This window comes from Virgibacillus halodenitrificans, from assembly GCF_001878675.1.
GTDB lineage: Bacteria > Bacillota > Bacilli > Bacillales > Amphibacillaceae > Virgibacillus_Q > Virgibacillus_Q halodenitrificans.
In genome coordinates this window covers 1,390,126-1,405,475 of sequence record NZ_CP017962.1, presented here as the reverse complement: position 1 = coordinate 1,405,475, position 15,350 = coordinate 1,390,126, and the positions used below count along the sequence as shown (strand labels likewise).

General features: G+C 36.7%; 17 protein-coding genes. 3 read left to right on the top strand and 14 right to left on the bottom strand.

The genetic code is table 11. The features are described from left to right. Positions 1 to 89: 89 nt before the first annotated feature. The 5 genes from BME96_RS07390 to BME96_RS07370 all read right to left on the bottom strand — a co-directional run bounded on the left by BME96_RS07390 (position 90) and on the right by BME96_RS07370 (position 5,521). Positions 90 to 1,202 carry a nicotinate phosphoribosyltransferase gene (locus BME96_RS07390; protein ID WP_060679241.1) on the bottom strand — a complete coding sequence of 371 codons (1,113 nt, stop codon included), beginning with the start codon at positions 1,200 to 1,202 and terminating at the stop codon, positions 90 to 92. A gap of 97 nt (positions 1,203 to 1,299) precedes the next feature. Further along, the gene (locus BME96_RS07385; protein WP_071648779.1) at positions 1,300 to 3,627 is read right to left on the bottom strand and encodes a DNA translocase FtsK; all 2,328 of its coding nucleotides are present in this window, start codon (positions 3,625 to 3,627) and stop codon (positions 1,300 to 1,302) included. A gap of 115 nt (positions 3,628 to 3,742) precedes the next feature. After that, positions 3,743 to 4,351 (bottom strand): YtpR family tRNA-binding protein, encoded by a 609-nt coding sequence (gene ytpR, locus BME96_RS07380; RefSeq protein WP_071648778.1) that lies wholly within the window; start codon positions 4,349 to 4,351, stop codon positions 3,743 to 3,745. Positions 4,352 to 4,367: 16 nt separating this feature from the next. Next, complete coding sequence (locus tag BME96_RS07375) at positions 4,368 to 5,171, bottom strand: DUF1444 domain-containing protein (RefSeq protein ID WP_071648777.1); 804 nt, start codon at positions 5,169 to 5,171, stop codon at positions 4,368 to 4,370. Positions 5,172 to 5,203: 32 nt separating this feature from the next. Next, entirely contained in the window at positions 5,204 to 5,521 is a 318-nt protein-coding gene (locus BME96_RS07370) for a thioredoxin family protein (RefSeq protein ID WP_060679244.1), read from the bottom strand. A 187-nt stretch (positions 5,522 to 5,708) separates the two neighbouring features. Between BME96_RS07370 and BME96_RS07365 the strand changes: the two genes are divergently transcribed. Continuing rightward, a complete protein-coding gene (locus BME96_RS07365; protein WP_060679246.1) occupies positions 5,709 to 6,149 on the top strand; it encodes a YtoQ family protein in 441 nt (146 codons plus the stop codon). Between the two features lie 32 nt (positions 6,150 to 6,181). On the opposite strand, the gene BME96_RS07360 is transcribed toward BME96_RS07365, so the two are convergent. Both BME96_RS07360 and BME96_RS07355 read right to left on the bottom strand, forming a co-directional pair. Next, positions 6,182 to 6,688 (bottom strand): DUF84 family protein, encoded by a 507-nt coding sequence (locus tag BME96_RS07360; protein WP_071648776.1) that lies wholly within the window; start codon positions 6,686 to 6,688, stop codon positions 6,182 to 6,184. Positions 6,689 to 6,797: 109 nt separating this feature from the next. Beyond that, on the bottom strand, positions 6,798 to 7,865 hold the full coding sequence (locus BME96_RS07355; protein WP_071648775.1) for a M42 family metallopeptidase: 1,068 nt from the start codon (positions 7,863 to 7,865) through the stop codon (positions 6,798 to 6,800). A 178-nt stretch (positions 7,866 to 8,043) separates the two neighbouring features. Between BME96_RS07355 and BME96_RS07350 the strand changes: the two genes are divergently transcribed. Continuing rightward, positions 8,044 to 8,358, top strand: a complete 315-nt coding sequence (locus BME96_RS07350) for a PepSY domain-containing protein (protein ID WP_019378173.1) — start codon at positions 8,044 to 8,046, stop codon at positions 8,356 to 8,358. A gap of 41 nt (positions 8,359 to 8,399) precedes the next feature. Here the strand turns inward: BME96_RS07350 and BME96_RS07345 are convergent, their stop codons facing one another. Continuing rightward, positions 8,400 to 9,254 carry a YtnP family quorum-quenching lactonase gene (locus tag BME96_RS07345; protein ID WP_071648774.1) on the bottom strand — a complete coding sequence of 285 codons (855 nt, stop codon included), beginning with the start codon at positions 9,252 to 9,254 and terminating at the stop codon, positions 8,400 to 8,402. A gap of 293 nt (positions 9,255 to 9,547) precedes the next feature. Further along, entirely contained in the window at positions 9,548 to 10,186 is a 639-nt protein-coding gene (gene trmB / locus BME96_RS07340) for a tRNA (guanosine(46)-N7)-methyltransferase TrmB (RefSeq protein ID WP_071648773.1), read from the bottom strand. Positions 10,187 to 10,264: 78 nt separating this feature from the next. Between trmB and BME96_RS07335 the strand changes: the two genes are divergently transcribed. Beyond that, positions 10,265 to 10,552: a YtzH-like family protein gene (locus BME96_RS07335; RefSeq protein ID WP_071648772.1), complete on the top strand. Its 288-nt coding sequence runs from the start codon at positions 10,265 to 10,267 to the stop codon at positions 10,550 to 10,552. Here BME96_RS07335 and BME96_RS07330 read toward each other — a convergent pair. The 5 genes from BME96_RS07330 to BME96_RS07310 form a co-directional block, all read right to left on the bottom strand. Further along, positions 10,539 to 11,357: a phosphotransferase family protein gene (locus BME96_RS07330; RefSeq protein ID WP_019378177.1), complete on the bottom strand. Its 819-nt coding sequence runs from the start codon at positions 11,355 to 11,357 to the stop codon at positions 10,539 to 10,541. The genes BME96_RS07335 and BME96_RS07330 overlap by 14 nt on opposite strands. Before the next feature lie 83 nt (positions 11,358 to 11,440). Beyond that, positions 11,441 to 12,379 (bottom strand): NERD domain-containing protein, encoded by a 939-nt coding sequence (locus tag BME96_RS07325; protein WP_231478682.1) that lies wholly within the window; start codon positions 12,377 to 12,379, stop codon positions 11,441 to 11,443. Next, positions 12,354 to 12,935, bottom strand: coding sequence for an RNA 2',3'-cyclic phosphodiesterase (gene thpR, locus BME96_RS07320; RefSeq protein WP_071648771.1), 582 nt, complete (start codon positions 12,933 to 12,935; stop codon positions 12,354 to 12,356). The genes BME96_RS07325 and thpR overlap by 26 nt, the downstream gene beginning before the upstream one ends. A 6-nt stretch (positions 12,936 to 12,941) precedes the next feature. Beyond that, positions 12,942 to 13,664 carry a pseudouridine synthase gene (locus tag BME96_RS07315; protein ID WP_071648770.1) on the bottom strand — a complete coding sequence of 241 codons (723 nt, stop codon included), beginning with the start codon at positions 13,662 to 13,664 and terminating at the stop codon, positions 12,942 to 12,944. Between the two features lie 13 nt (positions 13,665 to 13,677). Further along, positions 13,678 to 15,297, bottom strand: a complete 1,620-nt coding sequence (locus BME96_RS07310; RefSeq protein ID WP_071648769.1) for a putative polysaccharide biosynthesis protein — start codon at positions 15,295 to 15,297, stop codon at positions 13,678 to 13,680. Positions 15,298 to 15,350: the final 53 nt, after the last annotated feature.

Sequence of the window (15,350 nt, the reverse complement as noted above, 5' to 3'; positions counted from 1 at the left end):
TTAATTATCCATATTTTCAATAGTAATTTTGTCAACTATCGTTTTATTATATCAAATAATGGATTGAAATAGAATAGGGGGGTTGTCTGTTAATCAGCTTGATTCATCGTCACCTTTTCCAAACGAGGATTTGGGCGGAATCTTCTTCCTTCTTTTGCTTCAGGTGAACCATTTAACAATACATTGTCACCTGTAAAACCAATATTGATCTTTAAAAGACTTCCTCCTACTCCATACATATCAACAGGTACACCTAATTTTTCAAAATGGGTAATACGACTCTCTGTAAAGCCCCCACTAAGCATAATTCTCACATGGCTAAAACCTTCGTCATCAAGTGCTTTTCGCAAAGCAAACGTTAATTCCGGATTTACTCCTCTAGGATCAAACGTGCCCATTAAATGATGGTTTCTTAAAAAGTATTTATCCACCAACGTTCTTGATGTATCAATGCGAACAGCCTGCAAGTCCTTTCCAAATTCATGGGCTACTTTTAAGGAATCTGTAATTACATCATTATTGTAATCGACTAACGCAACAAGGTCGTCCTCTGGGTACATTTCATGATAGGCCTTTGATGCAGCAACAATATCTCCACGGAACATTTGAATCAATGCGTGAGGCATCGTACCCATTCCCTTTTTCCCCCACCATTCATTCATTGCATGTGTAGCCTGTGCAGTAGAACCTCCGATAAATGCAGCATAGCCATCACCAGCCTGTTGGGTATAGTGATCATCTCGATCTCCCATAAATATGACGGGCTTCTGTTTTCCGGATGTTCTCGCCGCTTTTACAACATTGTATACATTTGTAGCCACAGATGTTCTTCTTCCCAATATTCCGTCAATAATCCCTTCCAGAAAACCGAATTGTTGATATGCTCCTGAGACGGTAAGTACTGATTCATAAGGACCTATTCTGTCTCCATCTTTTAAGGAGTGGATTTCAAGCGTTTCAGGATTTTCCGCGAAAGTATGCAGCAAAGCAATAGCTTCGTCCGTTCCACATAGAACAGCATTTTCTTTTTGAAAAAATTGCATAGTGACATAGTTATCAGGCAACTTATTTTCAGCAATTTCTTTTGTCTTTAAAAAATAAACTGCAGAAAACCAGCCTTCCTTTATACGTTCATCGAATTTAAATGTTTTATTTGTAAGCCGATTAATTTTCCCTTCTAACTTTTGAGTGATTTCTTTCATTATGTTTCTCCTTATAAAGGTTATTGTTTTCCATTTCTTCTAATGATATATAAAAATATATCATGAAACAAGAATAATCCACTTATACTACTAAAAACTACCTTATTTCATCCAACTGGGAATTTGTAATTAGAACTTCTCTGGGTTTACTCCCATTTTGTCCGGAAATCATACCTCTTTGTTCAAGTGTATCAATTAGCCTCGCAGCGCGATTGTAGCCTATTTTAAAATGTCGCTGCAGAAGGGATGTACTGGCACTATTGTGCTCAACTATAAAATCTATGGCTTCTTGAAGTAGTTCATCTTCTTCTTCATCCATGGTGATTTGCTCCAATAATTGTTCCTGCTCGAATAAATAATTAGGTTCGGCAATGTTTCTTGCAAAATTGGTGACCCGCTCTATTTCATCATCCGACACAAATGGACCTTGTAGACGAATGCTCTTACCTGTTCCGTTCTCTATAAAGAGCATATCTCCTTTTCCGAGCAGCTTTTCAGCCCCGCTCGTATCAAGGATGGTTCTTGAATCAACCTGGGAAGAAACGCTGAAAGCAATTCTGGTAGGAATATTCGCTTTAATTAAGCCAGTTATTACATCAACAGAAGGTCGTTGTGTTGCGAGCAACAAATGAATACCACAGGCCCTGGCTTTTTGCGCAATACGGCTAATCGAATCCTCTACGTCTTGAGGGGAGACCATCATAAGATCTGCCAGTTCGTCAATAACTATTACAATATAAGGCATTTTCTCATGTGCTCTTCCTTGTTTTTTAACCTTTTGATTATATCGCTCAATGTCTCGAACGCCTTCTTGCACAAATTTTTCATATCGGTCTTCCATTTCACTAACTGCCCACTTCAACGCAGCAGTTGCAGCCTTAACATCTGTAATTACAGGTGAAACCAGATGAGGAATTCCATTATATGGCGCTAATTCGACCATTTTAGGATCAATTAACATAAACTTTACATCTTCATGACTTGCTTTGTATATTAAGCTAATTAAAATTGTATTAATACAAACACTTTTCCCTGATCCTGTAGCTCCAGCTATTAGTCCGTGGGGCATCTTTTGAATGTTTGTAATTAGTGGTTTCCCTTCAATACTTAATCCCAACGCAATTGTTAATGGAGAACTACTTTGACTAAATTCTTCTGAATCAAATATACTCTGAAGACCCACCATTTCAGCTTTTAGATTAGGAATCTCAATCCCAATTGTATTTCTGCCTGGGATTGGTGCCTCAATTCGAATATCCTTCGCAGCCATATTTAATTTTAAATCATCACTAAGGTTTTTCACTTTGCTAACTTTCACACCTAGCTCAGGTTGTACTTCAAATCGCGTGACAGAAGGCCCTTGGGTAGCATTAACTACTTTAGCACGTACATTAAAATGCTTTAATGTTTGCTCCAATAATTCTTTCTGTTGTTCGACCCATATATGATCCTCACTATTCTTAACCACTGGATCATTTAACAAATAATGAGGAATAGCTACTTCTTTTTTTATCGTTTTAGAGGACTCTTGCGTTTTTTTATGTTTATCGAACAAGTTCTTTTTGTCTCTGGGCGTCATCATAACATTGAACGGTACATGCTTTGATTCCTTGTTTTCTCTTTTTTCTTGTTGGCTATTCGATTTTGCTGTTGCTGTTTCTTTCTTTTCGCTTTCTTCCAGTGGAGATACTGTTTCTGTTTCCGTTTCAGGTATTAACTCGGATTCGGTTTCCAACTTCTCCTCCACTTCTATTTCTCTATGACTTTGGTCAATTGATAAATTATCCTCTTCCAATTGAATTAACTCTTGCGGTTCATCCAACTGGTGTAAGTAGTTTTCGCTCTCCTTGTATGTATCCACCTTATGATTAGGCTCTATGTGAGAAGATAAATTAGTTTCTTCCACTAGTTTCTCTTTTTTACGTTGAAATGCTGGCACATCTTCAATTATTTTTTCTTGCTTCCTAGGCTGGAAACCATAGATTGGAGAAGGAACCTCTGTAGGTGTGAACGGTTGGGAATCTTTTTTATATACCTTGTTCCCGCTCTCCCTCGACTTCCATCCACTGGTGGTACTTTGACTTTTTCTTTCATAGTCAGCAGCTTTCCTTTTTTCTATGGAAGGTTGTATCTTTCGTATTGATGATTCTGTACTTGGTTTTGGTTTTTGTTTCTCCACATCTATATTTCTTTCTGTATTACGTTTCCTTTTCGGTTCTGTATTTCGTTCCATTTTCTTTGAATCATCCGGTATCACTGGAAAACGAAACGATTTTCTTTCCGGATAACGATAAACCATTCTAGCTTCTGGTTGATGTTGTTGCCTGGAATTATTCATAACATACTTTTGTTCTTCAATGTATTCTTGCTCTTCAATTTCTTCTGTAAAAAATGATTTTATTTTGTCTTTCCATCGTTGCCACATATCATTCACTCATTTCTCTTTTCTATTTAAAAATTGCTTTTATCCTATTTTAGCAGTTTTCGATCCAAATTTGGTTAGAAAATAGAAAGTACAAAAGAAAAACAACCTGAAGTACTTAGGTTGTTAAAGAGAATTCCTTTCCGACCTCTACATTGTCATCTAAGACATAAATTCCTTTCTCTTTAGGGGCATTTGGCATACCCAATTCTTTTTGCGAACATATCATACCATTCGAAGGTACCCCTCTTAATTCTGTCGGTTTAATTTTCAATCCACTTGGCATAGTTGCTCCTACCTTTGCTACAACTACTTTTTGCTCTACGTCCACATTTGGTGCTCCACATACAATTTGCAATGTTTCGTTTCCAACATCTACTTGACAAACACTCAGTTTATCAGCATTTTCATGTACTTCCTTGCTAACGACATGGCCGACAACAAATTTGGGACTAAGATCAAAATCCAAAGAATCGTTTATATTATTTTGTTTAAATTGTTTCTTTATTTCTTCTAACAAATCCTCAGTTAATTGTATTTTCCCAGTTTGGTTAAGATTAAAGTGGCTGGAAGCCTGAAAAATATTATATCCCAAAACCTTATCATTTTTGTTTGTAATACGAACAATATCTCCATGTTTAGTGTAAGAGCGTTCATAACGATCGCCCTTCTCTATAGGGATTAATAGCACATTACCTACACCTTTAGGGTTGTAAAATACATCCATTTTAGTCATCCTTTCTTTATTTTTCGGGTTTGTTTTTTGCAAGAATGAAAATCGGCTCTAATTCTTTATTTTCATAAATAAATGGTAACGAAGTGATCGGTATTCGCCCTTCGGCAAAGAACTTCATTGTCATTTGTGCTAATATATCATACCCTGTTTTGTTCTGTATGTCAGCTATTATTAACACATCCTGATGTGGAACTGCGATAGCCAATTCTCCTGAACTGTTTGCTTTCATTTCTTCTAGTAATGCTTCATTAAGTATACGACTCGCGTCATATCCGTCCTGTTTGGCAAAAAAATAAAAATTGTTGTCGGCTACCCGATCCATTTTATACTCCGTCTCCAAGGATCTTAAATTGAAAGTAGCAATCTCATCGATTCTATCTTTATTCCAACCTTCTTTTTCTAATAAGTCTTCATCAATTAAGCGATAAGATTTCCCTAAATCAAGCGCATAATAAATTCTCGTCTCAGCCGTATGCTCTTTATAAACCAGTTTTATTTCTGATTTGGTGGTGGTTGGAAATGAAGTTGCTCGTATAACAGGAAAAATATGCTTTTCCATACCTGTCAATTGGTGTTCTTCATTCATAATTCTTAAAGCCTCATTAATATGGTCTACCAGTTCTTCAATTGCAGCTTCTCCTCGTGTATTATATTTTGCTACAACATTCGGAAGCGTAATAGTCATACCTTTTCTGCTTTCCTTCCACTCAATCCGAAATGTATCTTTATCCCGGTTATAGCTGGTACGATAATTTTCGTTTGCTAATTTATCATCAAGTATTTTCTTTAATTTTAAAGATGTCATTTTCATAATCTTTTCTCCTTCTTCTATTTAGTGATAAACTATCCTGGCAAATCACTTAAAAATGTTTCGATCTCTTCTTGACTCTTCCTGTTCTTACTTACAAACCGTCCTAATTCCTTGCCTTCTGCTAATGCAATAAAACTTGGTATACCAAAAACGTCATACTGCTGACATATGTCAATAAATTCATCCCTGTCTACTTTGATAAATGTATAGGCTTGGAATTTTTCTTCTATTTCCGGTAAGACTGGCTCAATTACCACACAATCCGGGCACCATCCTGCCGTAAAATATAATACAACTTTTTCTTGATTTATCCATTCATTTAATTGTTCAATAGTTTCTGGTTTTTTCATTTTTTATCATCTCCTGTAATTATCATATCTTTGTTGCTCTCACCTTTCAAATATCAAGAATCGGGATAAGCAAACAATCAACAGTCTGTATTATAAGCATCTTCATTACAATCTAACGGCTGTTTTCTTGGCAATCTTTTAAATATTGTATACTATTATGGTAACACGAATTATTTGGAGGGATAATATGGAATTAACCGTTTATTTAGCTGGTCAAATTCATGATGATTGGAGAGAAAAGGTAACACAGAAAGCAAATGAAAAAGGACTACCACTACAATTCGTTGCCCCACAAACAAATCACGATCGTTCAGATGATATTGGAGAAGCAATTTTAGGTGAGCAACCTGGAAAGCTGTATCGTGATGATGCTGCTTCAAGTATTAATAATTTGCGCACACAGGTGCTTATGCAAAAGTCTGATATCGTAATTGCATTATTTGGTGAGAAATATAAACAGTGGAATACAGCAATGGATGCAAGTACAGCAATTACAATGAACAAGCCGACTATTATTGTTAGGCCAGAAGAACTTATTCACCCTTTAAAGGAGTTGTCTAATAAGGCAACCGTCACCGTTGAAACTATCGACCAAGCTTTAGATGTTCTAAGCTACATCTTTGAATAAGAAGCAAAAAGCAGCGGATATGCCCGCTGCTTTTAATGATTTTGACTATATTCCCATTGACCTTTTAAGAGCATTACTACATGCTCAAACATCAATTGACGTGATACTAGATCATTCGTAAATATGCCAATGGCACCTTCATTATTACGTACTTCCTGTCTTTTGGAATAATCATCCATTATTACTCCAAGTTCTATACCTTGCTTCAACTGTCGATCAATGGTAGAAGGAAGCGCTATTCTCGCTCCACTTGCCGTATGGATTTTTCCTTCTGCAGTGATTAACGCACCCCAATTGCATAAAAACAGTTGTCCATCTACATACATAACTCCACCTTCGAGTCCTATACTAAATGTGCCCGAGTGTTCAATGAGACAATTTTTCGCACGGTTAATTGCACCTTCTCTTGTTTCTTCATCAGAAAAAGGCTGGTCGGACACGAGAGAAGCAACGTTTACACCTTTTACTTCAACATTTGGGAATACATTCTTAACTGCAGCCACCTTCGTGGGATTTTTTGAACCAATTAATATATTCAATTATTATCATCCTTCTTAGCTTTGTCTTATCAAGACATTCATAATACTTAAGCATATACTGCACTTACCTCGAAGGCGTCTTTATTTAACCTGCTAGCACTAGAAAACCTTAACTATTTTTACGAATTTGATCTACAGTATTTTGATCTGTCTCTTTCACTAGCTTAACAATTAATTCTTTTGCAGCGGCATAATCATCTACGTGAATGATGGAAGCATGCGTATGGATATAACGGGAACAGATTCCTACAACTGCCGATGGGACGCCGTCATTTGCCAAGTGCACACGCCCAGCGTCTGTGCCTCCTTGAGATATAAAATATTGATATGGTATATTGTTTGATTCAGCTGTATCCAGAATAAACTCTCTCATACCTCTGTGCGTAATCATTGACCGGTCAAAAATCCGCAGTAAGGCACCCTGGCCCAATTGTCCAAACGCTTCCTTATCGCCAGAGGCATCGTTCGCCGGAGAAGCATCCAACGCATAGAATATGTCCGGATTAATCATATTTGCAGCTACTTGAGCACCACGAAGGCCAACTTCTTCCTGCACGGTAGCACCTGAGTACAGTTTATTTGGAAGTGTTACCCCTTGTAATTCTTTTAGCAGTTCTATAGCTAACCCACAGCCATAGCGATTATCCCAAGCTTTTGCAAGAATCTTTTTTTCATTGGACATTGGTGTAAAAGGTGTAACAGGTAAGATAGATTGACCTGGTCGAACACCTATCTTTTCTGCATCTTCTTTATCATCTGCACCGATATCGATAAGCATATTCTTCATTTCCATTGGCTTTTTTCGTTGTTCTTCTGTTAAGTTATGTGGTGGTATGGAACCAATTACACCAATTACCGGACCTGCTTCTGTCATGATTTGTACTCGCTGTGCAAGAAGTACCTGACTCCACCAGCCACCAAGTGTCTGAAAACGTATCATCCCATTTTTAGTTATCTGTGTAACCATAAAGCCTACTTCATCCATGTGACCCGCGACCATTACTCTTGGCCCCTGACCCTCACGGACACCGAATACCCCACCAAGATTATCCTGTATAATGGAATCAGCATACGTTTCCAATTCTTTCTTCATAAAAGTTCTTACACGGTGTTCATTTCCTGGTGCTCCTTGTAATTCTGTTAAATTTTTAAAAAGGTCCATCGTTTCTTTATTCATGAGTTTCCCTCCTGGATATACTATGTACTAAATTTAAGTATAACGGAAAACTTTTTGCTTTTTCCACTATTCGCTCATATTGGTATATTATTTTCTATTTTATCAATGATGCGTTATACTGAATTAAGCGCTACTATAGGAATCTGGAATTAAAAATATATAGCAAGAGGTGACAAGAATGAATGTAAAAAAAGCAGTTCTTGCAGCTGGTGTAGGTGTTGCAGTTGGATATGTAGCAAAACAGCAGCTGGATAACTATCAAAAAATCACTCCTGAAAAGGCTTTAAAAAAAGCAAAAGAAACCTTTAAGAAAAATGGACCTATCAGCGGTTCCTGGATCTATATGAAGCCAGAAGAAGTAGAAAGAAATGGTCTAATGTACAATGCTTATCGCGGTGGAGTAACCAGAAACAAAGATGGAGAAAACATGCAGTACGAGTTTTATGTAGATGTGGAAACCGGTGCTGTAATTGACACAATTCAAACTGCCTAAATAATACAAAACGCATGGAAACTCAATCCATGCGTTTTGTATTATTTATATTCATATCTTTCTCGTGCTACTTCGTCTACCTTATTTCCTTCTTGATTAAACTTAATAGCACGGAAATACGCATCGTGGTAGAACGTGTACCATGCTTCTTTTTTATAGCCCTTATTCATCCATTTTTCTTTCTCATGAACGGAAGTAACAGGATAGTCATCATAGGCCAGGGCCCATAACTTGTTTTGGTGAGCATGCGTTGGCATTAAATCCGCCATATGGATAAAGTGTTCTTCTCCATCCGTAAAAGTTAGTATACAATGACCGTCACTGTGTCCCCCGGTATGCACCATCTTTAACCCTTCAGTGATTTCCAACTCAGTATCAAATGTCTCTACTTGATCTACTATAGGTTCCCAATTCATTTTCCAATAGGTATTTACCGAACGTATATTGGGATTTTTCATTTCATTCCATTCTACTGCAGAAGTATAAATAGTTGCATTTTTAAAAACAGATTCGTATGTATCACCACCGGGTCTTGTTAAACCACAAGCATGATCAAAATGTAAATGTGTCATTAATACAGCATCAATATCATCTACAGTAAGCCCTAAATTTGCCAAGGAGCTTTCTAAATAGGATTCTTCCAGTACACCAAAATTACGTAATAGCTTCTCATTTAATTTATTATTTCCCATGCCAGTATCAATTAGATAATTTTTGTTATCTATCTGCAACAAAATAGGATCGGTGCGTAATTCTATCTGATTTTTTTCATTATGAGGATATTTTTTGCTCCAAAGTGCTTTAGGCACAACACCGAACATGGCCCCACCGTCGAGAAAATTCACACCACCACTCAACCAGGTCAATTTTGCTCTTCCAACTTGAAGTTTCTCCATTTGTCTGCCTCCCTTATCTATACAGGACCAAGTGTAGCAAAAACACACTGTAAACGCTAACAAGCAGCATCCCCTAATTAACTTATTTGTGATTAACCTTACTATAAAAGCTGTCCGTTAAAGTGATGGGCTCATTATGCACAGGTGGAAGAACGCTACAAGATAAGAGAGAAAAGTTAGATACCACAGTGGAATAAATAATCACCCAGAAAAAAATTAATCGGCCCCCAACATATATATTAGAACATGAAAGTAAGCAGTAAAAAAGGAACCCTTTTCAGGTTCCTTTTTCACTATTTAAAAGTAGTTTTACTTCGATAGATCTGCTGTCCCTTTGCAGAAAACTTCTCTTCATATTCTGTCATTATATTTGTAGGGTCTTCATGTGCATGAAGATCCAAAAGCACTTCTTCTAATTTCATCCCATACTGAGAAAAGCTTACTAATGAATATTCAAACAGACCTCTATTATCGGTTTTGAAAACAATTTCTCCCTTAGGATGAAGTACTTTCTCATATTGTTCTAAAAATGTACGATAGGTCAATCTTCTTTTTTCATGCCTATTTTTTGGCCATGGATCAGAAAAATTTAAGTAAATGGTATCCAGTTCGTTTTCCGCAAAGATTTCTAGAAGATCCGCTGCATTTTCATTTAAAAGCACTACATTATCTTGTCCTGCCTCCATTACTTTTTGAGCAGCTGCAACTACTATACTCTTAGCAAGTTCAATACCTATAAAATTTATATTCGGAAACTGTTTAGCCATTCCCGTAATAAACTGTCCTTTCCCCGTGCCTATTTCTACATGGATGGGATTGTTATTACCAAAAAAATCCTTCCAATTATTATGATACTGATTTGGATTCTGCAATACAATATGCTTATTTTCTTGTAAAAAGTCATCCGCCCATGGCTTATTCCGTTGCCTCATATGTCCACCTCTTTTACTCTTTGAATTATAGTATATTAAAAATTAAAATGATTAAACTAAGATCTGAGGTGATTATCCATGACATTAACTGTCCAAAATCAAATCACATTACTTTATGACTTATTGGACGAACACTCGGGAGAGCATTTTGGAAATATATCTGAATATCAACAGATCAGAAGATTAGTTAAATCACTACTAGCTAATCAAGAAATTTCAAACGATCAATTAGTTCAATTGCTTCCGGAAATTTATAATTATGGGCTACAAGGCGAAAGTGCCTCCAATGCCGCTGAGCATATTTCTGCAAATAAAGAAAACATCGAAAATTGGGTAAATGTACTCGAACAAACTAGGTTAGAATAGTCATTCTAACCTGCTCATTTAACTCCTGCAGGTCAGTTAATCTTTCCATAACCTTCCAGGTTTCTTTACGATCGTAATGCCAAATTAAATAATGGAGAGAATCAAGCAATAAATACCAGAACATACGTCTATACAGTTGCTGATTATTCGCCACCCCATATTTATTAAGCCAAGTATCCCAATCCTTCATCGGAATATACCATTTTAGAACCATTCCATAATCGATGACCGGGTCAGCAATAAGTGCATTGTCCCAATCTATAAGATACAGATTTCCTTCATCTGTTAAAAGCACATTGTTATGATTAAGATCGCCATGACAAACAACTAAATCCTGGCCTCTTGTTTCAGGTAATAAAAAATCCAAATAATAAAGCGCTTCTTCTACAGCTGGATAACGATGGATCCCCTCTATCCTACCTATATTCTGTTTGATTACAGCAAAGCCCTCATCAGAGGTGACCGGTTTTTTACCTAGACGCATAAGCATGTGTAATAATTCAGAGGAATGATGAATTTTTTGTAACAGCTTTGCGACACGATCATTTTGCATTTCCTGTGGCTTAAGTTCTCTTCCTTCAAGCCATTCTTGGGCAGTGATAACATCTCCATTTTCCAATCGCTTTGTCCATATTAGTTTTGGTACAATACCTTCTGCTGATAATACAGCAAGGAAAGGGGAAGAGTTTCTCTTTAAAAATAATCGTTGGTTTCCCTTAACAGCATGATAGGCATCACCTGTCAATCCACCAGCGGGAGCAACTTTCCAATCCTCACCCAATATCCTTTTCAGCCAATCCACCATACATTCCTCACATCTTTCAAGTTTTAGCGCTCAATTATTCATTTTATATTTATCGATTAAAAAATACAACTAGGAAATGGCGTTCATTTACTTATATCATGATCGGTGGTCAAAAATGGATCTTCATCCTCTTCCCATTCCGGACGTTTTACTGATGTCGTTTGAGAATGTTTCAGTAAGGCTTCTGCCACCTTTAATTGCTGGCTCTTTAAAGGAGAGGCGAGACTTCTTTTTTGCTTAAACCATTCTTCATACTGTTGAACACCAACTAATTTTGTCTGATATAACTCCTCATTGAAAATAAATGTATTTCTGCGAGAGAGAACCGTTTTTTGTACAGGAAATTCAATATTGAACGAACGAAGGATACTAGTTACAATTTGCTCTGTTCGCTTTAATGCGATTTGAGGGCTTAAGATTTTCTTTTCCTGTTTATCAGAAATTATCTTCCACGTTCTCCCACTTTCCACAAAAACCTTCGCCATATTATCTTCTTCAACAATATAAATTATTTCAATACCTATTGGACTAATAAGGATAATCTCCCCATCTACCGGGGCTGATTTCACAGTAAAAATAGGATAATACATACAAAGATAATTATCAGGAAAACGTTGTAGAAAAAACTTTAACAAACTGTCCGTATAATAGGAACGGTTCATATAAGACAGCTCAGTGACAGTAGAAGTTGCCCATTTAAGCTGAAAGTCAAATATTCTATTTAAAAAGTGCTGTTTGAGCTCAGCCTCTGTTTCTGGTAAATTCTCTTCTTTTAAATTTTGCTTCTCTTCATCAACGTCATTTTTTCTCATCAATGCTTTTATTTTGGATAGCGCCCCTAATTTAGGAGATTCCTGTTCAATTTCTTCAGCTACCTCTGTAAGTGGTTCTTGCCAACGGGCATATAGTTTTTTCCAATTATCTTGTTTTAACCGGATAAACTGACTGGGATATCTATAGGCGTTCCACTCATATCTAGATACATAATCTTGAAGTTTAATTAATTGAGCCAGCAAGGTCACCCCTTTTCAATTTAAAAATAGCGATTTCTTCGTACTTTGGTGATTTTTCTGGATGTATTTTGTATATAACGACATGATCAACATCAAAAGCATACTTTTCCTTAAACTTTTCAGCTAGTTCATCAATGCTTGTTTTGAATGGAACTCCAGTCCACTTTTTAGCAAGCGTAATATGTGGACGGTATGGTCTATTTTCTTTGGAAAAGCCAACATGTGAAAGAGCTTCTTCAACCTTATTGTAGAGCTCTAATAGCCCTTTATTCACTTCCACACCTGCCCATAAGACCCTCGGGTTTACTTGATTACCAAAGCTTCCCAGGTTTCCTACATTTACTGAAAATGCATTTATTTCTTCAATTGGTTTCAACATTTCTGTAACAGACTGTATCTTAGTATCGGCAACTGGGCCCAAAAACTTTAAAGTAATGTGCAAATCCTCCTGATGAGGCCATTGTTTATAGGATACGTGTTCCCTTAACTGTTTTTGCCATGTAGAAAAAAGACTTTGAAAGCTGAAAGGGACTGGTATAGCTATAAAATAATGTGGTGAGGCCATTCTTTATCATCCTCCTGATTTTAAAGAGAGACAGTATTCTTTTTCACTTTCGCTTAATTCTCTCCATGTACCTCGCTTTAATGTATCGTCAAGAATTATATTCCCCATCCGAATTCGTTTTAGATAGATGACCTTTTTATCGACCGCTTCAAACATACGTTTAACCTGATGGAATTTACCTTCCGTTACAGTTACTTCTATTTCTGATATCTCATCTTGCGCCATAATACGTAACTGTGCTGATTTAGCTTGATAACCATCATCAAGAATAATTCCTTCTTCAAAAGCCTTTACATCTTCAGCAGTTACTCTGCCTTTTATTTTTGCATAATATACCTTTTCAATATCTTTTTTTGGGGAGGTTAATTGATGCGCTAATTCTCCATCATTAGTTAGCAATAGTAGACCTTCTGTATCTTTGTCCAATCTGCCTACAGGAAAAGGCTTATAATGTTGGAGTTCTTTACCAAGAAGGTCGATAACTGTTTTCTCCTGCTTATCTACTGTTGCCGAGATGCAGCCTGAAGGTTTATGCAGCATTAAATATATATATTTTTGATAATAAACAATTTCTTCATTAACTTTTATTATATCTTTTTCGGGATCGATATGCTTACTCCCATCCTTTATTATCAGTTCATTTACCTTCACATGTTTCTTTTTTAGCAGTGCTTTTACTTCTTTTCTCGTACCAACACCACTGTTAGACAGTAACTTATCAAGTCGCATTCTACCGCCTCCCTTATTTACTTAAAAATCGATCTAAGAAGCGAACTTTTTCACCCAATACACGTTCCAACAGGGTGGATTTATATGCAAACCATAAATAAACCATACCACCGATACCTACACCTATAATAAGCATTACTAATGCTGCCCAACGTTGCTCTTCAAATGGGAGGAAGAAACCAAAAATATATTTGGCGAGTAAAATAGCTATACACATAAACAGAATAAAAATCCCTATAAGCATCGTCCGCTTAATAATTTCCTTAAAGGAAAAATCAATTGCTGAGCGGATACGCCATAGATTCATTGCAACTGCAGTTCCAGCTGCAAGAGCCGTACCAAAGATTGCCCCTTTTGCACCAAAAATATAGATAAGTTGAATGTTAAATAAAACTTTTATTAACAGGCCTGCCAGCAGGCTGAATACCGCGTATTTTTGTTGATTGATCCCTTGTAAAATAGAGGAAGAAACACTAAACAAGGCAAAAAGCAGTGCAACAGGTGCATACCAGGCAAGTAAAGTACCAGTAGTTTCAATTTTACCCATACCATATAGTGATCCATATGCCTCGTTTGCAAGCATTGACATGCCAACTACTGCTGGTATGACAAGTACAAGAATAATTTGTAAAGCCTGATTTATTTGTTTGTTAAGCAATTGCCTATTTTGCTGGGTGTACGAATTAGTTAGCGTCGGTAAAATAGCCAGTGACAAACCTGTAGCCAGCGTAATAGGTATGATTACTAATTTATGTCCATAAAAGTTAATTGCCGAATAAGCAAATTCCCAAATATCCTTTTGATCTGCAGCAACCATTGCTCTCTCAAATGTAAATTGATCAACCATTTGATACAGCGGTATGGCTAGTCCCACTAAAACAAAAGGGCCAGCATAACGGAAAATTTCAATAAATAAATCTTTCATAGGTATTTCGTGTGTATATGTTTGCTGCTCAATTTGTCTATTTAAATAAGTTTTTCTTTTTTTCCAGTATACAAACAAGACCAGACAGGATGCCATGGCACCAATAAATGCTGCAAAGGTGGAAAAACCAACCGCTGCAGTGATGGTCCCGTTCATAAACTTGAGGATGACAAATGCTCCCCCTAATAAAAACACAATACGAATAATTTGCTCAACAACCTGAGAGACAGCAGTCGGTCCCATTGAATTATGCCCTTGAAAGAAGCCTCTTACAATACTCATTGCTGGGATTACGATTAGAGCGACACTTACCATTCGAATAACAAAAGCCACATCATTCACAGTTATATTAACTGGATCATCGCTAGTAATCATTCTTCCCGCAAGCCAGTCTGCACTGAAAAACATTGTAAGAAACGCTAAGAAACCTGTTACTGACATTAAAGAAATCCCAGCCTTAAACATCCGCATACCAGTTTCATAATCACCAACTGCGTTATATTTCGAAACAAACTTTGATACTGCTAATGGGACTCCTACAGTAGAGATACTTATAAAAATACTATAGGGTGTGTACGCATAAGCAAATAACGTACCACCAGTCTCACCTACTAAAGCATTGAATGGAATAACATAAATCATTCCAAGAAATTTTGATAAAAACGATGCACCAGTTAGTAGCATAGTGCCTCTGACAATATTCGACATTATTTCACCTGCATTACCTTTATTAATTTTATTGTTATTTTATCACACTTCGT